The following is a 19,371-nucleotide window of genomic DNA, read 5'->3' on the forward strand; positions in this document are numbered from 1 at the left end:
GGAAATTCGATATGGGTGGTTACATCTTTCCTACAGATCCTGTCGTTCATTTTCGACCATCCGCCACCCGCCGCTGGGCGTACCCGAGCGTGCCAGTTATAATCAGCCGATTTCCCCTTCGCCAAGACACCGAGCCCATGACTGAGTCCGTTCTTGACTACATGACCCGCCTGGGTCGCGCCGCCCGTGAGGCCTCGCGCGTGATCGGCCGTGCCAGCACCGCGCAGAAGAACCGCGCCCTGCAGGCCGCCGCAGACGCCCTGGACGCCGCCCGCGCCGAGTTGACCGCAGCCAATGAACAGGACCTGGCCAATGGCCGCGCCAATGGCCTGGAGCCAGCCTTGCTGGATCGTCTGGCCCTGACCCCGGCGCGCATCGACGGCATGATCACCGGCCTGCGCCAGGTGGCCAGCCTGCCGGATCCGGTCGGCGCCATCCGTGACATGAGCTACCGCCCGTCGGGCATCCAGGTCGGCAAGATGCGCGTGCCGCTCGGTGTGATCGGGATCATCTACGAGTCGCGCCCGAACGTGACCATCGACGCCGCCAGCCTGTGCCTGAAGTCCGGCAACGCCACCATCCTGCGTGGCGGCTCCGAAGCCATTCACTCCAACCGCGCCATCGCCGCCTGCATCCAGCGCGGCCTGGCCGAGGCCGGCTTGCCGGCGGCCGTGGTCCAGGTGGTCGAAACCACCGACCGTGCGGCCGTGGGCGCGCTGATCAGCATGCCTGAGTTCGTCGACGTCATCGTGCCGCGTGGCGGTCGTGGGCTGATCGAGCGCATCAGCCGTGACGCCCGGGTACCGGTGATCAAGCACCTGGACGGCATCTGCCACGTCTATGTCGACCAGCATGCCGATCTGGACAAGGCCTGGCGCGTCGCGTTCAACGCCAAGACCTACCGCTATGGCATTTGCGGCGCCATGGAGACGTTGCTGGTGGATGCCGGTGTCGCCGAGGCATTTCTGCCGGAAATGGCCCGCCGCTTCCAGGAGAAGGGTGTCGAACTGCGCGGCTGCGAACGCACCCGGGCGATCATCGCCGCCAATCCGGCCAGCGAAGACGACTGGCACACCGAATACCTCGACGCGATCCTGTCGATCCGCGTCGTCGATGGCCTGGACACGGCCATCGAGCACATCAACCACTACGGCTCGCACCACACCGATTCGATCATCACCGAGCATCAAGGCCAGGCCCGGCGCTTCATGGCCGAGGTCGACTCGGCTTCGGTGATGCTCAACACCCCGACCTGCTTTGCCGATGGTTTCGAGTACGGCTTGGGCGCGGAAATCGGCATCTCCACCGACAAGCTGCACGCCCGCGGCCCGGTCGGTCTGGAAGGGCTGACCTGCGAGAAGTACGTGGTGATCGGTGACGGCCAACTGCGCGGCCAGGAGTCCTGCTGAGTTGAGCAAGGCCCAGGCAGTCCGGCGCATCGGCATTCTCGGCGGCACCTTCGATCCCGTGCACATCGGTCACCTGCGCAGCGCGCTGGAAGTGGCCGAGTTCATGGCGTTGGATGAGCTGCGCCTGTTGCCCAACGCCCGGCCGCCGCACCGCGATACCCCGCAGGTGGCACCGCAGGACCGCCTGGCCATGGTGCGCTGCGCCGTGGCCGGGGTCGAGCGGTTGAGCGTGGATGCCCGGGAGCTTGCACGGGACAAACCGTCGTACACCATCGATACATTGGAGTCGATCCGCGCCGAACTGGGCGTTGACGACCAGTTGTTCCTGGTGCTGGGTTGGGACGCGTTCTGCGGCCTGCCCAGCTGGCATCGCTGGGAAGAGCTTTTGCAACACTGTCACATCCTGGTGCTGCAACGCCCGGATGCCGATGTCGAACCCCCTGACGAGCTGCGCAACCTGCTGGCTGCGCGCTCGGAGAGCGATCCCACCGCCATGTCCGGCCCGGCGGGGCACATTTCGTTCGTCTGGCAGACGCCGCTCGCGGTGTCCGCCACGCAGATCCGACAGCTGCTGGCCAGCGGCAAGTCGGTACGGTTCCTGGTGCCGGACGCAGTACTGGCCTATATCGAGGCGCACGACCTTTACCGTGCGTCGCACTGACGGCGCCACCAGGCGCCTCATTCATGAATTGAACGAGTTTCTTATGAGCAAGCAGAAAATCAACGGCGAAGAGCTGGTCAACCTGGCCAAATCGGCTTTGGAAGACGTCAAGGCCCAGGACATCCAGGTCATCGACGTGCGTGAAAAACACAGCCTGACCGACTACATGATCATCGCCACCGGTACCTCCAACCGGCAGATCAACGCGATGGCCGAGAAGGTCCGCGAAATCGTCAAGCTCCAGGGCGTGCAGCCGCTGGGCGAAGAAGGCAAGGGCGATAGCGACTGGGTCCTGCTGGACCTCAACGACGTCATCGTGCACATGATGACTGCCGCTGCGCGTCAGTTCTACGACCTCGAGCGCCTGTGGCTGGGTGCCGAGCAGAGCCGCTCCGCCGACGGCAAGCACCACAGCCCGGAAAATGCCCACAGCTATTCCGAAAACCTCAAGGACCGGAGCTGAGGACGCGCCGTGCGCCTGCGCCTGATTGCGGTCGGCTCGCGCATGCCCCGCTGGGTCGAGGAAGGCTGGCATGAATATGCCAAGCGCCTGCCCCCGGAGCTGTCGTTGGAGCTGGTGGAGATTCCGCTGAACACCCGTGGCAAGAATGCCGATGTCGCCCGCCTGATTCGCCAGGAGGGTGAGGCCATGCTGGCCAAGGTTCAGCCCGGGGAACGCATTGTCACCCTCGAGGTCCATGGCAAGCCCTGGAGTACCGAGCAACTGGCGGGTGAGCTGGACCGTTGGCGCCTGGATGCGCGTACGGTCAATCTCATGGTGGGAGGCCCGGAAGGCCTGGCGCCGGAGGTCTGCGCACGCAGCGAGCAGCGTTGGTCGCTGTCGCCTCTGACCCTGCCGCACCCGTTGGTAAGGATACTGATCGGCGAGCAGATCTATCGCGCCTGGACCGTACTGTCCGGGCACCCTTACCACAAATGAGCCTGTAAGCCCGTCCGATGTCGCAGCCGATTCGTCTGAAGGACCATGAGAAAGACGCCCGCCTGGTGCGCAGCCGCGTCGTGGTCGGCGCGGTGGCGGTCGTGCTGCTGGTGTGCGTCTTGATCGCCCGGCTGTACTACCTGCAGGTCATCCAGTACGACTACCACTCCACGCTTTCGGAAAACAACCGGGTGCACGTGCAGCCGATCCCGCCGACCCGAGGGCTGATTTTCGACCGCAACGGGGTGATCGTCGCCGACAACCGTCCCAGCTTCAGCCTGACCATGACCCGCGAGCGCTCAGGAGACTGGCGCCAGGTGCTGGACACCATCGTCGAGGTGCTGGAGCTGACCCCCGATGACCGGGCCCTGTTCGAGAAGCGCATGAAGCAGGGGCGCAGGCCATTCGAGCCGGTGCCGATCCTGTTCGAGCTCAACGAGGAGCAGATCGCCCGCATCGCGGTGAACCAGTTCCGTCTGCCGGGCGTGGACGTGGCGGCGCAGCTGGTGCGCCATTACCCGCAGGGTGCGCATTTTGCCCATTCGGTGGGGTATGTGGGTCGGATCAACGAGAAGGAGCTCAAGAGCCTCGATCCGGTCAACTACAGCGGCACCCACCATATCGGCAAGACCGGCATCGAGCGGTTCTACGAAGCCGAACTGCACGGACAGGTGGGCTACGAGGAAGTCGAGACCAACGCCCGAGGTCGGGTCCTGCGGGTGCTCAAACGCACCGACCCGGAGCCAGGCAAGGACATCGTCCTGAGCCTGGACATCAAACTGCAGGAAGCCGCCGAGGCGGCGCTGGGTGGGCGCCGGGGTGCACTGGTGGCGCTGGACCCGCGCACGGGCGAGGTGCTGGCCATGGTCAGCCAGCCGAGCTTCGACCCCAATCTGTTCGTCACCGGCATCAGCTTCAAGGCCTATGCCGAGCTGCGCGATTCGATCGACCGGCCGCTGTTCAACCGCGTTCTGCGCGGGCTCTATCCGCCCGGCTCGACCATCAAGCCGGCAGTGGCCATCGCTGGCCTGGACAGTGGCGTGGTGACCTCGAGCAGCCGCGTGTTCGACCCGGGCTACTACCAGTTGCCCAACTACGACCACAAGTACCGTAACTGGAACCGGACCGGTGACGGCTGGGTCGACCTGGACACCGCGATCATGCGCTCCAACGACACCTACTTCTACGATCTTGCCCACAAGATGGGGATCGATCGGCTGTCCAGCTACATGAACAAGTTCGGCATCGGCCAGAAGGTGTCCCTCGACATGTTCGAGGAGTCCCCTGGGTTGATGCCGTCGCGCGAATGGAAGCGCGCCACCCGCCGCCAGGCTTGGTTCCCTGGCGAGACCCTGATCCTCGGTATCGGCCAGGGCTACATGCAGGCCACGCCGCTGCAACTGGCCCAGGCCACGGCGTTGATCGCCAACAAGGGCAAGTGGAACCGCCCGCACCTGGCCAAGACCATCGAAGGCAAGCCACCGGTGGATGAGAACCCGATGGAAGACATCGTCCTGCGTGACAAGTCCGACTGGGCCAAGGTCACCCACGGCATGGAGCAGGTGATGCACGGCGCCCGGGGTACTGCGCGCAAGGCCGCGCTGGGCTCCCAGTACCGCATCGCCGGCAAGAGCGGCACCGCCCAGGTGGTGGCGATCAAGCAAGGCGAGAAATATGACCGCAACAAACTCCAAGAGCGCCACCGCGACCACGCCTTGTTCGTCGCCTTCGCCCCCGCCGACGATCCGAAGATCGTGGTCTCGGTGATGGTCGAGAACGGTGAGTCCGGCTCCGGCGTCGCAGCGCCTGTCGTGCGTCAGGTGATGGACGCCTGGCTGCTCGACGAGAACGGCCGGCTCAAACCCGAGTTCGCGCCTGCCACCGTTGTCCAGGAATCGGCCCAGTGAAGAACAATTTCGATCGCATGCTCTCCAGCGAGGACGTGATGCGTCGCCGCGCCAGCTTCCTGCAGCGCATCCATGTCGACGGCCCTTTGTTGGTGATCCTGCTGACCCTGGCGGCCGGCAGCCTGTTCGTCCTCTATTCGGCAAGTGGCAAGAACTGGGACCTGCTGCTCAAGCAGGCGACATCGTTCGGCATCGGCCTGGTGTCGATGTTCGTCATCGCCCAGCTCGAGCCACGCTTCATGGCGCGCTGGGTGCCCCTGGCCTATGTGGTCGGGGTGCTGTTGCTGGTGGTGGTGGACGTCATGGGGCACAACGCCATGGGTGCCACGCGCTGGATCAACATCCCGGGGGTCATCCGCTTCCAGCCTTCGGAGTTCATGAAGATCATCATGCCGGCGACCATCGCCTGGTACCTGTCCAAGCGCACCTTGCCGCCGCACCTCAAGCATGTGGCGATCAGCCTGGTACTGATCGGCGTGCCGTTCATTCTCATCGTGCGCCAGCCGGACCTGGGGACGGCGCTGCTGATCCTGGCCTCGGGCGCTTTCGTGTTGTTCATGGGGGGGCTGCGCTGGCGCTGGATCATCAGTGTGGTCGCCGCGGCGGTGCCGGTGGCGGTGGCGATGTGGTTCTTCGTCATGCACGACTACCAGAAGCAACGGGTGCTGACCTTCCTCGACCCGGAGAGCGATCCGCTGGGCACGGGCTGGAACATCATCCAATCCAAGGCGGCGATTGGCTCGGGCGGTGTGTTCGGCAAGGGCTGGCTGCTGGGCACCCAGTCGCATCTGGACTTCCTCCCGGAAAGCCACACCGACTTCATCATCGCGGTGCTTGGCGAGGAGTTCGGCCTGGTCGGCATCTGCCTGTTGCTGCTGATCTATCTGTTGCTGATTGGCCGCGGGCTGGTGATCACCGCCCAGGCCCAGACGTTGTTCGGCAAGCTGCTGGCTGGCAGCTTGACCATGACGTTCTTTGTCTATGTATTCGTCAATATCGGTATGGTCAGTGGCCTTCTGCCCGTGGTTGGCGTGCCGCTGCCCTTCATTAGCTATGGCGGAACTTCGTTGGTGACGCTGCTGTCAGCGTTTGGCGTTTTGATGTCGATCCATACGCACCGCAAATGGATTGCACAGGTTTGAATAAGGTGAAGAATTTCATGCAAGTAGTGCGTGGCTGGGCTGCCCGTTGTGCGCCGTGGATTGGCGCGATGGGTTTGTTCGGCGCAGTCCAGCAGGCCAATGCCGGCGACTATGATGGCTCGCCCCAGGTGGCCGAGTTCGTCGGCGAAATGACCCGCGACTACGGCTTCGCCGGCGAGCAATTGATGGGCGTGTTCCGTGAGGTACAGCGCAAGCAGTCGATTCTCGATGCGATCTCGCGGCCGGCCGAGCGGGTCAAACCGTGGAAGGAATACCGCCCGATGTTCATCACCGACGCGCGCATCGCCCGTGGGGTGGACTTCTGGCGCCAGCACGAAGAGGCGCTGGCCCGCGCCGAGCAGGAGTACGGCGTACCGGCCCAGGTGATCGTCGCGATCATTGGCGTCGAAACCTTTTTCGGGCGCAATACCGGCAGTTACCGGGTGATCGATGCCTTGTCGACCCTGGGCTTCGATTACCCGCCTCGGTCGGAATTCTTCCGCAAGGAACTGCGAGAGTTCCTCCTGCTGGCCCGTGAAGAGCAACTCGACCCGCTGACCCTCAAGGGGTCTTACGCCGGGGCCATGGGCCTGCCGCAGTTCATGCCCAGCAGCTTTCGCAGCTATGCCGTGGATTTCGACGGCGACGGCCATATCAACATCTGGAACAACCCCACCGATGCCATCGGCAGCGTCGCCAGTTACTTCAAGCGCCACGGCTGGGTGGCTGGCGAGCCGGTGGTCAGCCGCGCGCTGGTGCTCGGCGAGCGCGCCGACGAAGGCCTGACCACCGGTATCGAGCCGGTCAAGACCGTAGGGGAGTTGCGAGCCCTGGGTTGGTCGAGTCATGATGCGCTGCGCGATGATCTGGCGGTTACCGCTTTCCGTCTGGAGGGCGACAACGGCCCCGAGTACTGGATGGGCCTTAAGAACTTCTACGCGATCACGCGTTACAACCGCAGCGTGATGTACGCCATGGCGGTGCATCAGCTATCGGAACAGCTGGTTCAAGCACGGGGCGTCAAGTAATGCGCGCAAATCTCTCTTCCAACACCTTCAAACTGCTGACCTGCCTGACGGTCGGCATGCTGCTGGTCAGCTGCTCGTCGAGCCGCCCGACCCCGCAGGGCGGCAATGTCGTGCGCGCCCAGCCAGGCCTTGATATCAACCGTGCCCACAAGGACGGCGCGCCTTGGTGGGACGTGGACGTGAACAAGATTCCCGACGCTACCCCGACCGTGCACACCGGCGCCTACAAGGCCAACCCCTACACGGTATTGGGCAAGACCTACTACCCGATGCAGGACTCGCGCAACTACCGCGCCGAGGGTACGGCGTCGTGGTACGGCACCAAGTTCCACGGCCAGAACACCGCCAACGGCGAGCTTTACGACCTGTACGGCATGAGCGCAGCGCACAAGACCTTGCCGCTGCCAGCCTACGTGCGGGTGACCAACCTGGCCAACGGCCGTAGTGTGATCCTGCGCGTCAACGACCGGGGCCCGTTCTATTCCGACCGCATCATCGACCTTTCGTACGCCGCGGCGAAGAAGCTCGGCTACGCCGAGATCGGCACGGCGCACGTGCGCGTCGAAGGCATCGATCCGCAGCAGTGGTGGGCCCAGCGTGGCCAGCAACCGCCGATGATGCTCAAGGAGCCACAGGTCGCCCAGACCCAGGCGATTCCTGCCAGCACCGGCCGTGTCGAGCAATGGACCCCGCCGCCGCAGCAACACGCAGCGCCGGTGGTGCCGGTGCAGGTGGGCGGCAACAATGTGCCTGCCGGCAATGGTGGCAGCTTCCTGCAGGTAGGCGCCTTCGCCAACCCGGATGCCGCCGAACTGTTGCGCGCCAAGCTGAGCACCATGGTCAGCGCGCCAGTGTTCATCAGCTCCATCGTGCGCAACCAACAGACCCTGCACCGTGTGCGTCTGGGGCCGATCAACAGCCAGGGCGAGATCCAGCAGGCCCAGGACAGCATTCGCCTGGCCAACCTGGGGCAGGCCAAGCTGGTCACTGCCGACTGATTCATCTGAGTGGCAAGCTACGAGCGGCAAGCTGAGGGGGGACTCCGGCGCCGGCTCCTTGTGGCTTGAAGCTTGCCACTCAAGCTGTCGGTTTTGTCATGAATTGCCGGGCGCTCCCATGTACAATGTCGGCTTTTGCCCGCCGCGACACAAAGCCGCATTTTGCGGGCCTGGCCCATGGCCGCAAAAACCAGCCTGACTGGCGCTGGGCACACGATGTGTCCCAGGGAACATCAGACCATTAGCGATTTTCGAGAGACGGATGAACATCACCAACCTTGCCAAACGACTTTGCCTGCCCGTTCTGCTGATGATCATGCCTGCTGCCTTCGCAGCGGAGCAGATGATGCCAGCACCACCACAACTGGCCGCCAAGTCCTATGTACTCATGGATGCGTCCAGCGGCAACGTGCTGGTCGAGAACAACGGTGACGAACGCCTGCCGCCGGCCAGCCTGACCAAGCTGATGACTGCCTACATCGCCACCCTGGATATCCGTCGTGGCCAGATCGGCGAGAACGACCCGGTCACCGTCAGCGAGAATGCCTGGCGCACCGGTGGTTCGCGCATGTTCATCAAGGTTGGCAGCCAGGTCAGCGTCAGCGACCTGCTGCACGGCATCATCATCCAGTCGGGCAACGACGCCTCTGTCGCCCTGGCCGAGCACATCGCCGGCAGCGAAGACGCCTTCGCCGACATGATGAACAAGACCGCCGCCGATCTGGGCATGAGCAACAGCCACTTCATGAACCCCACCGGCCTGCCGAACCCGGAGCACTACTCCTCGGCCCACGACATGGCCCTGCTGGCGCGCGCGATCATCGACGAAGATCCGGCCCACTATGCGATCTACTCGCAGAAAGAGTTCTACTGGAACAACATCAAGCAGCCCAACCGCAACCTGCTGCTGTGGCGTGACAAGACCGTCGATGGCCTGAAGACTGGCCACACCGACGAAGCCGGCTACTGCATGGTGGCTTCGGCCGTTCGCGACGGCCAGCGCCTGATCGCCGTGGTGTTCGGCACCAACAGCGAGCAGTCCCGCGCCGCCGAGACCCAGAAGCTGCTGACCTACGGTTTCCGCTTCTTCGAAACCCAGACCTTCTACCAGAAGGGCACCGAGCTGACCCAGTCCCCGGTCTGGAAAGGCGCCACCAGCCAAGTGAAGGCCGGTCTGGCCAACGACCTGACCCTGACTATGCCTAAAGGCCAATTGAAGCGCCTGCAGGCTTCGATGACCATGAATCCGCAACTGACCGCCCCCATCGCCAAAGGTGACGTGATCGGTAAAGTTGAAGTCAAACTGGATGAAAAAGTGGTTCACAGCGCTGACCTCATCGCCCTCGACGGCGTCGAGGAAGGTGGTTTCTTCCGCCGTATGTGGGATAGCATCCGTCTGTTCTTCTACGGGTTGTTCAACTGATACGTGACCTGCACGCCCCCGCGTATCCTGCGGGGGCGTTGTTGTTGCCACGGCTTACGAGGCCGTTTCCGCCATGAGCGAACCTGACGTCAAGTCGCACAAGATCGAATTCCCCTGCGACGATTACCCGATCAAGGTAATCGGCGATACCGTGGTCGGTTTCAAGGACACCGTGATCGAGATCCTGAGCAAATATGCCAAGGTCGATCTGTCCACCCTGGCCGAACGCCAGAGCAAGGAAGGCAAGTACACCACGGTGCAGTTGCACATCGTTGCCGAAAGCGAGAACCAGCTGCACGATATCAACAGCGCCCTGCGCGCGACCGGCATCGTGAAAATGGTGCTCTGATGCCTTCCTGCCTCGGTTTTCGCGATCTTGGCCTGCAGCCCTATGAACCGGTGCTGGAGGCCATGCGGCGCTTTACCGAGCAACGCGGTCCGGACAGCCAGGATGAAATCTGGCTGGTCGAGCACCCCTCGGTCTTTACCCAGGGCCAGGCCGGCAAGGCCGAGCACCTGTTGGTCCCCGGCGACATCCCGGTGGTGCAGACCGACCGTGGTGGGCAGGTGACCTACCATGGCCCCGGCCAACTGGTGGCCTACCTGTTGCTGGATGTGCGTCGCCTGGGGTTTGGTGTGCGCGAGCTGGTCAGTCGGATCGAGCGCAGCCTGATCGACCTGCTGGCCAGCTACGACGTCCAGGCAGTGGCCAAGCCCGATGCGCCTGGCGTGTATGTCGACGGGGCGAAGATCGCCTCCCTCGGCCTTCGAATCCGCAATGGCCGTTCTTTCCACGGCCTTGCCCTGAACGTGGACATGGACCTTGCGCCATTCCGCCGAATCAACCCCTGTGGGTATGCGGGGCTGGCAATGACCCAGCTGCGTGACCTGGCAGGTCCGATCGAACTCTCCGAGGTCAGGACAAGGCTGCGCGGACAGCTGGTCAAGCACCTCGACTACGCTGAGCAGACGACCCTCACGGGCGGAATCGACTGAATATGACAACAACTGTGCAAGAAGCCGTGCCGAACCCGGTACCCACCCAGGACGCCGCCGCGCGCCCCGCGCCAAAGAAAGTCGAAGCAGGCGTGAAGCTGCGCGGTGCCGAGAAGGTCGCGCGTATCCCGGTCAAGATCATCCCCACCGAAGAACTGCCGAAGAAGCCAGACTGGATCCGCGTGCGCATCCCGGTCTCCCCGGAAGTCGACCGCATCAAGCAACTGCTGCGCAAGCACAAGCTGCACAGCGTGTGTGAAGAAGCGTCCTGCCCGAACCTGGGCGAGTGTTTCTCCGGCGGCACCGCGACCTTCATGATCATGGGTGACATCTGCACCCGTCGCTGCCCATTCTGTGACGTCGGCCACGGCCGGCCGAAGCCATTGGACCTCGACGAGCCGAAGAACCTGGCAGTGGCCATCGCGGACCTGCGCCTGAAGTACGTGGTCATCACCTCGGTGGACCGCGACGACCTGCGTGACGGCGGTGCCCAGCACTTCGCCGACTGCATCCGCGAGATCCGCGCCCTGTCGCCTGGCATTCAGCTGGAGACCCTGGTGCCGGACTACCGTGGTCGCATGGACGTTGCCCTGGAAATCACCGCCCAGGAGCCGCCGGATGTGTTCAACCACAACCTCGAGACCGTACCGCGTCTGTACAAGGCCGCGCGTCCGGGGTCGGACTACGATTGGTCGCTGGACCTGCTGCAGAAGTTCAAGCAGATGGTCCCGCATGTGCCGACCAAGTCGGGCCTGATGCTCGGCCTGGGCGAGACCGACGAAGAGGTCATCGAAGTGATGCACCGCATGCGCGAGCACGACATCGACATGCTGACCCTGGGCCAGTACCTGCAGCCGTCGCGCAGCCACTTGCCGGTGCAACGTTTCGTGCATCCGGACACCTTCGCCTGGTTCGCCGAGGAAGGTTACAAGATGGGCTTCAAGAACGTCGCCTCCGGCCCGCTGGTGCGTTCGTCGTACCACGCCGACCAGCAAGCCCACGAAGCCAAGATCAAGCTCTGAGCCTGGCTGAGTGATCGATGCCGATGCGCGCCGGGAGGCGGCATCGGCATTTTTGTTTCTGGGGGCCTGGCCCTTACCTGCAAGGAACTGTTCGATGAACTGCGTTGAAACCCCAGATGCGTATCTGCCCACGGCGCTGCCCCGCAATGCCTGTTTTGCCATCGTCGCCCCGGCAGGCCCGGCCAGGCTGGATGCGCGCAAGGCAAGCCAATGGTTTGCCAGTCGCGGCTACCAGTGCCGCTTGTTCCCGGGCGTCAGCCAGGCCGAGGGCTACCTCGCCGGCCCAGACCAGCAGCGTCTGGATGACCTGCATAGGGCGTTTGCCGACCCTGAAATCGACGCCATCCTGTGCATGCGCGGCGGTTACGGCAGCATGCGCTTGCTGGATCGCCTTGATTTCGACCTGATTCGCCGCCATCGCAAACCACTGATTGGCTACAGCGACATCACTGCCCTGCACACGGCGCTGCAGCGCCACGCTGGGCTCATCACCTTCCATGGCGGCATGCTCAATGCCGATCTGCTCGGCGCGAAGCAGGAGCCGACCGTCAGTTCGCTGTTCGATCAACTGGGCGGCAAGGTGCGGGACGGGGACGTCTTGGTCCATCCCGAGGCCTACCCATTGACCTGCGTGAGCCCTGGTGTGGCCAGCGGGCGTTTGCTGGGCGGCAACCTGTCGGTGCTGTGTGCGACCTTGGGGACGGTGGGCGAAATCGACAGCCAGGGCTGCATCTTGTTCATCGAGGACGTCAACGAGCCGCTGTACCGCGTTGACCGGCTGCTGACCCAGTTGCGCCTGGCTGGCAAGCTGGAGGGGATTCGCGGTGTGCTGGTGGGCGATTTTGCCGGAATTACCGTGCCGGCCATGACGCCGCTGCTCAAGGATATCTTCGGGCCCTTGGGTATTCCGGTGCTGGCGGGTTGGCGCAGTGGGCATTGTGACCCCAACCTGTGCCTGCCACTGGGGGCCAGGGTGAGGTTGGACAGTCAGGCGATGCAGCTGTCATTGGAGCAGGTGTTATTTGAGCGATAAGGCCTGTTCGCGCTGGCCTTGAGACTTGCCTAGAGCCTGTGGGGGGCGGGTTTACCCGCGAATGCGGCGGTTCATTCACCTACCGATTCGCGGACGAGCCCGACTCTACAGGGCTATGTCTGCCCGTTCAGGGGCGACGCAGACTGTCGAGCAACTTATGGGTCGGATACCCATCGGCGGGCCAACCCAGCGCCTGCTGGGCATTGCGGATGGCCTTGCGGGTATTGGCGCCGATGATGCCATCGGCATTGCCAGCCTCGTGGCCACTGGCGTTGAGCAGATCCTGCAGCTCGATGCGCTCGCTGCGGCTCAGCGGCAGGTCGTCCTTGGGCCAACTGCCGGCGATGAAGCCCCAACCATAGAAGCGATCACCTAGCAGGCTCACCGCCAGGGCATAGGACGAGGAATTGTTGTACTTCAGGATCGCCCGGAAGTTGTCCAGCACCAGGAACGCCGGGCCACGCGCCCCCGCCGGCAGCAGCAGGGCGGCGGACAACTGGTTGCTGCCTGCGGGCAGTTGGGTACCGGCTGGCAGCTTCACGCCCAATTGCAGCCATTCGCTGACGCTCTTTCGCTGCGCACCATCGGCCAACCAGTAGTCGAAGCCTGCGGGCACCTGCACTTCGAAGCCCCACGGCTGGCCGCGTTTCCAGCCCGAGCTTTGCAGATAGTGGGCCGTGGAGGCCAGGGCGTCCGCGGTGCTGTTCCAGATATCGCGGCGACCATCGCCGTCGAAGTCGACTGCGTGGGTGTTGTAGGTGGTGGGGATGAACTGGGTCTGGCCCATGGCGCCGGCCCAGGAGCCGCGCATGGCCTCGGGTTGGATGTCGCCGTTTTGCAGGATCTGCAGGGCGGCAATCAACTGGTCCTGGGCGAAGGTCGGGCGACGGCCTTCGTAGGCCAGGGTGGCCAGGGAGCGGATCACCGATTTGTTGCCCTGGAACTGACCGAAGTTGCTTTCCATGCCCCAGACCGATACCAGCACCTGGCGGTCCACGCCATAGCGCTGTTCGATGCGCGACAACAGCTCGGCATGTTGCTCGAGCAGCTTCTTGCCGTTGCGCACACGCAGCGGCGACAGGGCGCCGTCGAGGTATTCCCAGACCGGGCGGGCGAATTCGGGTTGGCTGCGGTCGGCCTTGATCACGTCCATGTCGGGCGTGACGCCGAGGAAGGCGCGATCGAAGGTGCTGGCGCTGATGCCGGCCTGCAGCGCCTGCTGGCGGAAGCCTGCCTGCCATTGGGCGAAGGTTTGCAGGGGCTGGATTTCATTGCTGGTGTCAGGCGTGGTGCCCGGCAGGGTCACGTTCGGCGCAGGCTGCGCGGGGGCCAGCGGCAAGGCGTCGGCGGCGGTGGGTTTTTCCGCGCAGGCGACGAGCAGGATAAAGCTGGAGGCTGCGATCAGCTGGCGAGAGGGCCAACGCAGGGACAGACGAAAGGGCATGCACAGATCCAGAATTGCGGTTCAGGTGCCGACCATATCATGACTGGGGGGTTCCTGCCTTCATGCGGCCAAAAAGCAAGAAGCCTCCCAATCTCTCGATTGGAAGGCTTCGCGGCGGTAGCTGCCTTTGCCCTTGTTCGGTCGTTCCTGGCGGCATCGAAACAGTGGCTGGGCAATGATGGACTTGGCCTTGTTAGGGCCGTGCTTTTTCGGCTTCTTGCTCATGGCGGATACCCCGGTTGGGTGGATGTCGGGGCGCACTGTAAGACCAGGGCGGGGTAGGAGCCAATTGATTGTATGTATGGCTTGCAGCTCTGGTGGCTGTGGCTGTTGGGCAGCGCATCGCAGGCTTCGCCAGTTCCTACAGGGATTGCGCGGGCAAACCTACTCGGCAGGCAACGCCAGACGCTGCCCGGCCATCAGCAAAGACAACCGCGTAAGGCCTGTCCAGGGCGAGCCTTCGGCCTGGCCCTTGATCTGGGCATCGATGCGTTGGGCGTCCTGGAGTAACTGCGCCCAACGCTGCGCGGACAGACGTTGGAGAGCTTTGCTGACCAGAGGTCGACGTTTGTCCCACACAGGCGGTCGCGCCTGGCTAAAGGCCTTGTCCAGCGGCACGCCTTGGCTGAACTGCTGGGCAAGCCCTGCCAGCAGGCGCAATTCACGGGCCAGGGCCCAGAGGATCACCGGTGGTTCGACCCCTTCGCCGCGCAGACCTTCCAGCATGCGCAGGGCGTGGGCCGCTTCGCCGTTGAGGATGGCATCGACCAGCCCGAACACGTCGAAGCGCGCGCTATCAGCGACCGCCGCCTGCACGGTTTCTACCGTGATTTGGTTGCCTTCGGCCAACAACTTGAGCTTTTCGATCTCCTGGGCAGCGGCCAGCAGGTTGCCTTCGACCCGCGCGGCGATCAGGTCGACCGCATCTCGTTGGGCGGACAGCCCGGCCTGGGACAGCCGCTGGTTGATCCACTGTGGCAGTTGCTGGGCGTCGACCGGCCAGATCTGGATGAACTGGCAGTGCTGGCCTTCGATCAGCGCTTTGCCCCATTTGGTCTTCTGCGCGCTGGCGTCGAGCTTGGGCAGGCTGACCAGCAGCAAGGTGTCCTCGGCGGGGTTGGCGCAGTACTCCATCAGCGCGGCGGCACCTTTGTCGCCAGGCTTGCCTGAAGGCAGGCGCAGCTCTAGCAGGCGCCGCTGGGCGAACAATGAGAGGCTGGCGCCGGCCTGGAGCAGGGTGCCCCAGTCGAAGTTGGCGTCGGCACTGAACACCTGGCGTTCGTCGAAGCCCTGCTGGCGAGCCGCGGTACGGATGGCGTCCGCGGCTTCCTGGCACAGCAACGGATCGTCGCCGCTGACCACGTAGACCGGGGCCAGGGCACCTTGCAGGTGTTTGTTGAGTTGGGCGGGGGAGAGCTTCATGGTGGATGCGGGGGCACCCGAGGGTGCCCCGTTCGGCCTCGGTCAGTTGGCCGGTACTTCCATTGGAGATTGCTGCGGCGTCTCGTCCTGCTGGCGGCGAGCTGCCTCCTGGGCCTGGGCTTCGGCCTTGGCGCGTTCTTCCGCTTCGCGCTGCAGGTCGTCCAGGTGGGCGGGGGTCAGCATTTGCAGGCGAACGAGCATGGCCTGGATCAGGTCGCGGCGCATTTCCTCGCGTGCCTGAGTGGCTTCCTGGTCGGAGCCGGTGATGTTGTCGCCGTCATGCACGTAGATCTTGCGCACTTCGACTTTGTCGCTCAGCAGCGGGATGTCGTTCAGGCCCAGCATGCTGTAGTTGAGTACGGTGGTGAGTTCGTATTCGACCGACCGGTTGCCGCCGCTGTAGGTGGCGGCGCGCTGGGTTTGCTGCTCGTCGGTCAGCACCAGGCGATAGGGGGCGCCGGCATGGACATTGACGCCGTTGCGCTGAAGGGTTTCGCGCAGCTCGGTCACGGTCTCGCCATAGGCGTTGCGCGCGCGCAGGTCCATTTCCTTGATGCTCAGCTCGGTGGTGCCGGTGCCGCGCAGCTGGAAACCGCAGGCGCTGAGCACGACGGCCAGGCCTATTACCAGCAGATTGCGTTTGATCATGTTGTAGCTCCCTTGTGGGCCGATTCCGCCCGCCCGCGATCTGCGCGGGCGGGCGTTGCCATCAGTTGGCGACGATGTTGACCAGCTTGCCCGGTACCACGATGACCTTGCGGATGGTCAGACCATCGATGAAGCGCAGGACGTTCTCGTTGCTGCGGGCGGCGGCTTCGATCTCTTCACGGCTGGCGCTGGCAGGCATTTCGACCTGGCCACGCAGCTTGCCGTTGACCTGGACCACCAGGGTGATGCTGTCTTGCACCAGGGCGCTTTCATCGACGCTCGGCCAGGTGGCATCGATCACGGCCTGGGCGTGACCCAGGTGCTTCCACAGCTCATGGCTGATGTGCGGCGTGATCGGGGCCAGCAGCAGGGTCACGGCCTCCAGGCCTTCCTGCAGCAGGGCGCGGTCCTGCTCGGTGGCTTGCGGGGCTTTTTCCAGCACGTTCATCACGGTCATCACCTGGGCGATGGCGGTGTTGAACTTGTGGAACTGGCCCACGTCGGTGCTGGCCTGCTTGATGGCAGCGTGGATAGCGCGGCGGATGGCCTTCTGCGCATCGTCCAGTGCAGCGACGTCCAGCTTGCCCGGTAGGCCCTGGCTCACGTGGGCCTGAGCCAGGCGCCAGACGCGGCGCAGGAAGCGACTGGCACCCTCGACGCCGGAGTCGGACCACTCCAGGCTCATGTCGGGTGGCGAGGCGAACATCATGAACAGACGGCAGGTGTCGGCGCCGTAGGCATCGATCATGGCCTGTGGGTCCACGCCGTTGTTCTTGGACTTGGACATCTTCTCGGTGCCGCCGATTTCCACCGGCTGGCCGTCGGTCTTCAGGCGGGCGCCGATGATCTTGGCCTTGGCGTCACGCTCGACCTCGACGTCGGCCGGGTTGAACCAGTCCTTGCCGCCGTTGCTGGCGGTGCGGTAGTAGGTCTCGGCGACCACCATGCCCTGGGTCAGCAGGTTCTTGAACGGCTCGTTGGAAGTGACCAGGCCTTCGTCGCGCATCAGCTTGTGGAAGAAGCGCGCGTACAGCAGGTGCAGGATGGCGTGTTCGATACCGCCGATGTACTGATCGACCGGCAACCAGTGGTTGGCCGCTTTCGGGTCGACCATGCCACCTTCGTAGTTCGGCGAGGCGTAGCGCGCGAAGTACCAGGACGACTCGACGAAGGTGTCCATGGTGTCGGTTTCACGCTTGGCCGCGGCGCCGCATTTCGGGCAGCTGCATTCGTAGAATTCAGGCATGCGCGCCAGCGGCGAGCCAGCGCCGTCCGGCACCACGTTCTCGGGCAGGGTGACCGGCAGTTGGTCTTCTGGCACTGGCACGTCGCCGCAGGACGGGCAGTGGATGATCGGGATCGGGCAGCCCCAGTAGCGCTGGCGGCTGATGCCCCAGTCGCGCAGGCGGAACTGGGTGCGCGATTTGCCCAGTTCCTTGCGGATCAGCGCGGCTTCGATGGCGTCGAAGGCGCCTGCGAAGTCCAGGCCGTCGAACTCACCGGAGTTGATCAGTTGGCCGTGCTCGCCATAGGCGGCCAGCCACTCGCTGCCGACGTCGTCGCCGGCGCTGGTGCGTACCACGGCCTTGAGCGGCAGGTTGTACTTGTGGGCGAACTCGAAGTCGCGCTCATCGTGGGCCGGAACGGCCATCACGGCGCCATCGCCGTAGTGCATCAGCACGTAGTTGGCGACCCAGACCGGCAGCTTCTCGCCGGTCAGCGGGTGTTCGACGAACAGGGAAGTGGGCATGCCCTTCTTCTCCTGGGTGGCCATGTCGGCCTCGGCGACGCTGCCGCTCTTGCATTCGTCGATGAACGCCTGCAGCGCCGGGTTACCCTGGGCGGCCTGGGTGGCCAGCGGGTGCTCGGCGGCGACGGCGACATAGGTCGCGCCCATCAGGGTGTCCGGACGGGTGGTGAAGACCTTCAGGGTGCCTTCATGGCCGATGCTCGCCTGGTCGTACGGGAACTGCACTTCCATGCCGCGGGATTTGCCGATCCAGTTGCGCTGCATGGTCTTGACCTGCTCAGGCCAGCCCGGCAACTCGTCGAGGCTTTCCAGCAGCTCGTCGGCGTAGTCGGTGATGCGGAAGTAGTACATCGGGATTTCGCGCTTCTCGATCAGCGCGCCCGAACGCCAGCCACGGCCATCGATGACCTGCTCGTTGGCCAGGACGGTCTGGTCGGCCGGGTCCCAGTTCACGGTGCCGTTCTTGCGGTAGATGACGCCTTTTTCGAACAGGCGGGTGAACAGCCACTGCTCCCAGCGGTAGTAGTCCGGCTTGCAGGTGGTGACTTCTCGCGACCAGTCGATGGCAAGCCCCAGGCTCTTGAGCTGGGTCTTCATGTAGTCGATGTTTTCGTACGTCCACTTGGCCGGGGCGACGTTGTTCTTCATCGCGGCGTTTTCGGCCGGCATGCCGAAGGCGTCCCAGCCCATCGGCTGCAGGACGTTCTTGCCCAGCATGCGCTGATAGCGGGCGATCACGTCACCGATGGTGTAGTTGCGCACGTGGCCCATGTGTAGCTTGCCGCTCGGATACGGGAACATCGACAGGCAGTAGTAGGTGTCCTTGCCTGGCTGTTCGGTAACAGCGAACGATTGTTGCTCGTCCCAGAAGGTCTGGGCGGCGGCTTCGATATCACGGGGCGTGTATTGTTCGTGCATGGCTACTTTGTGCTGAGAGAGATAAGGACCCTGTTTCCAGGCAGCGGAACCTCGCTGCGTCCGGCACTGCGGTGTCGTTGGAGTGAACGCCGTAGCATACATGAGCGCCGCGCATCGTGGGAAACCTTGAATGCGGCGCTGGGGCCGTTGGTCGCGGCACCGGGCTGCTTTTCATAGTGACGCTAAGCTCATCTTTGGGGGAGATATTCTTATCTTCAATGAGGTGAACGGATGGGAGAGTCGCAGCTACCCGCAATCAAACCGGAGCTATACGAACGCTTGATCGACCGCCTGGGCCTGGCACTCGAAGTGGCCAGGACCTCAGTACGATTACGCGACGAGATGCCAGCTGAACTGGAACTGCGTGGGCTGAGCCACGCCGAGTTCGAAGTGATCAAGGCCTACCTGGAAACCCTCCCGGAAGGTCGTTTCGCCAGCGCCGGTGCTTACCAGCAACCGGAGCCGACTTCGGCGAAGATCGTCTGGCTCAAGGACAAGAAACGCCCCGCCACCACGGCGAGATCCCGGACGCTGTCCCGCTAGCCGTTCTGGATTCCAGGCGCAGACCGTCGTGCGCCGGTACTCAACTTAAACTGCTCATGATCGGCGCCGGACGCGCACTTGTTGCCC

At 63.9% G+C, this 19,371-nt stretch carries 20 protein-coding genes; 15 read left to right on the plus strand and 5 right to left on the minus strand.

Features of this window, described 5'->3' with window-relative positions; all coding sequences use genetic code 11:
• Positions 1-137: 137 nt before the first annotated feature.
• The 13 genes from ACNFCH_RS20155 (at position 138) to ACNFCH_RS20215 (ending at position 12,559) form a co-directional block, all read left to right on the plus strand.
• Complete coding sequence (locus tag ACNFCH_RS20155; RefSeq protein ID WP_337159292.1) at positions 138-1,409, plus strand: glutamate-5-semialdehyde dehydrogenase; 1,272 nt, start codon at positions 138-140, stop codon at positions 1,407-1,409.
• A gap of 1 nt (position 1,410) precedes the next feature.
• Positions 1,411-2,070, plus strand: a complete 660-nt coding sequence (gene nadD / locus ACNFCH_RS20160) for a nicotinate-nucleotide adenylyltransferase (protein ID WP_337159291.1) — start codon at positions 1,411-1,413, stop codon at positions 2,068-2,070.
• 43 nt (positions 2,071-2,113) lie between these two features.
• The gene (rsfS, locus tag ACNFCH_RS20165) at positions 2,114-2,533 is read left to right on the plus strand and encodes a ribosome silencing factor (protein WP_196164623.1); all 420 of its coding nucleotides are present in this window, start codon (positions 2,114-2,116) and stop codon (positions 2,531-2,533) included.
• A gap of 9 nt (positions 2,534-2,542) precedes the next feature.
• Positions 2,543-3,010 (plus strand): 23S rRNA (pseudouridine(1915)-N(3))-methyltransferase RlmH, encoded by a 468-nt coding sequence (rlmH, locus tag ACNFCH_RS20170; RefSeq protein WP_070092181.1) that lies wholly within the window; start codon positions 2,543-2,545, stop codon positions 3,008-3,010.
• A gap of 17 nt (positions 3,011-3,027) precedes the next feature.
• Entirely contained in the window at positions 3,028-4,917 is a 1,890-nt protein-coding gene (gene mrdA / locus ACNFCH_RS20175; RefSeq protein ID WP_337159290.1) for a penicillin-binding protein 2, read from the plus strand.
• 38 nt (positions 4,918-4,955) lie between these two features.
• Entirely contained in the window at positions 4,956-6,059 is a 1,104-nt protein-coding gene (gene rodA, locus ACNFCH_RS20180) for a rod shape-determining protein RodA (protein WP_070092279.1), read from the plus strand.
• A gap of 5 nt (positions 6,060-6,064) precedes the next feature.
• Positions 6,065-7,087, plus strand: coding sequence for a lytic murein transglycosylase B (gene mltB, locus ACNFCH_RS20185; protein WP_196164621.1), 1,023 nt, complete (start codon positions 6,065-6,067; stop codon positions 7,085-7,087).
• On the plus strand, positions 7,087-8,085 hold the full coding sequence (locus ACNFCH_RS20190; RefSeq protein ID WP_337159288.1) for a septal ring lytic transglycosylase RlpA family protein: 999 nt from the start codon (positions 7,087-7,089) through the stop codon (positions 8,083-8,085). Before mltB ends, ACNFCH_RS20190 begins: the two co-directional genes overlap by 1 nt.
• Before the next feature lie 262 nt (positions 8,086-8,347).
• The gene (locus ACNFCH_RS20195) at positions 8,348-9,508 is read left to right on the plus strand and encodes a D-alanyl-D-alanine carboxypeptidase family protein (protein WP_043211181.1); all 1,161 of its coding nucleotides are present in this window, start codon (positions 8,348-8,350) and stop codon (positions 9,506-9,508) included.
• Positions 9,509-9,581: 73 nt separating this feature from the next.
• On the plus strand, positions 9,582-9,857 hold the full coding sequence (locus ACNFCH_RS20200) for a DUF493 domain-containing protein (protein WP_043211184.1): 276 nt from the start codon (positions 9,582-9,584) through the stop codon (positions 9,855-9,857).
• Positions 9,857-10,504 carry a lipoyl(octanoyl) transferase LipB gene (gene lipB / locus ACNFCH_RS20205; protein ID WP_337159287.1) on the plus strand — a complete coding sequence of 216 codons (648 nt, stop codon included), beginning with the start codon at positions 9,857-9,859 and terminating at the stop codon, positions 10,502-10,504. Before ACNFCH_RS20200 ends, lipB begins: the two co-directional genes overlap by 1 nt.
• 2 nt (positions 10,505-10,506) lie before the next feature.
• A complete protein-coding gene (lipA, locus tag ACNFCH_RS20210; RefSeq protein ID WP_043211188.1) occupies positions 10,507-11,526 on the plus strand; it encodes a lipoyl synthase in 1,020 nt (339 codons plus the stop codon).
• A 94-nt stretch (positions 11,527-11,620) separates the two neighbouring features.
• Positions 11,621-12,559: a S66 peptidase family protein gene (locus tag ACNFCH_RS20215; protein WP_416743482.1), complete on the plus strand. Its 939-nt coding sequence runs from the start codon at positions 11,621-11,623 to the stop codon at positions 12,557-12,559.
• A 127-nt stretch (positions 12,560-12,686) separates the two neighbouring features.
• On the opposite strand, the gene ACNFCH_RS20220 is transcribed toward ACNFCH_RS20215, so the two are convergent.
• Entirely contained in the window at positions 12,687-13,943 is a 1,257-nt protein-coding gene (locus tag ACNFCH_RS20220; RefSeq protein WP_416743515.1) for a lytic murein transglycosylase, read from the minus strand.
• Between ACNFCH_RS20220 and ACNFCH_RS20225 the strand changes: the two genes are divergently transcribed.
• The gene (locus tag ACNFCH_RS20225; protein ID WP_349814578.1) at positions 13,849-14,046 is read left to right on the plus strand and encodes a YadA-like family protein; all 198 of its coding nucleotides are present in this window, start codon (positions 13,849-13,851) and stop codon (positions 14,044-14,046) included. The two genes, ACNFCH_RS20220 and ACNFCH_RS20225, sit on opposite strands and share 95 nt — an antisense overlap.
• Positions 14,047-14,063: 17 nt before the next feature.
• Here the strand turns inward: ACNFCH_RS20225 and arfA are convergent, their stop codons facing one another.
• From arfA to leuS, 4 genes are all read right to left on the minus strand, one after another.
• Positions 14,064-14,228, minus strand: a complete 165-nt coding sequence (arfA, locus tag ACNFCH_RS20230; protein ID WP_043211193.1) for an alternative ribosome rescue factor ArfA — start codon at positions 14,226-14,228, stop codon at positions 14,064-14,066.
• 159 nt (positions 14,229-14,387) lie between these two features.
• Positions 14,388-15,425, minus strand: a complete 1,038-nt coding sequence (gene holA / locus ACNFCH_RS20235; protein WP_337159284.1) for a DNA polymerase III subunit delta — start codon at positions 15,423-15,425, stop codon at positions 14,388-14,390.
• Positions 15,426-15,467: 42 nt separating this feature from the next.
• Positions 15,468-16,073 carry an LPS assembly lipoprotein LptE gene (gene lptE, locus ACNFCH_RS20240; RefSeq protein ID WP_337159283.1) on the minus strand — a complete coding sequence of 202 codons (606 nt, stop codon included), beginning with the start codon at positions 16,071-16,073 and terminating at the stop codon, positions 15,468-15,470.
• A gap of 61 nt (positions 16,074-16,134) precedes the next feature.
• Positions 16,135-18,741: a leucine--tRNA ligase gene (leuS, locus tag ACNFCH_RS20245; protein WP_337159282.1), complete on the minus strand. Its 2,607-nt coding sequence runs from the start codon at positions 18,739-18,741 to the stop codon at positions 16,135-16,137.
• Positions 18,742-18,972: 231 nt separating this feature from the next.
• Here leuS and ACNFCH_RS20250 point away from each other — a divergent pair, with 231 nt between their 5' ends.
• Positions 18,973-19,284, plus strand: coding sequence for a hypothetical protein (locus tag ACNFCH_RS20250; protein WP_043211202.1), 312 nt, complete (start codon positions 18,973-18,975; stop codon positions 19,282-19,284).
• Positions 19,285-19,371: the final 87 nt, after the last annotated feature.

Source organism: Pseudomonas sp. NY15354 (genome assembly GCF_048068075.1).
Taxonomy (GTDB): domain Bacteria; phylum Pseudomonadota; class Gammaproteobacteria; order Pseudomonadales; family Pseudomonadaceae; genus Aquipseudomonas; species Aquipseudomonas guariconensis_C.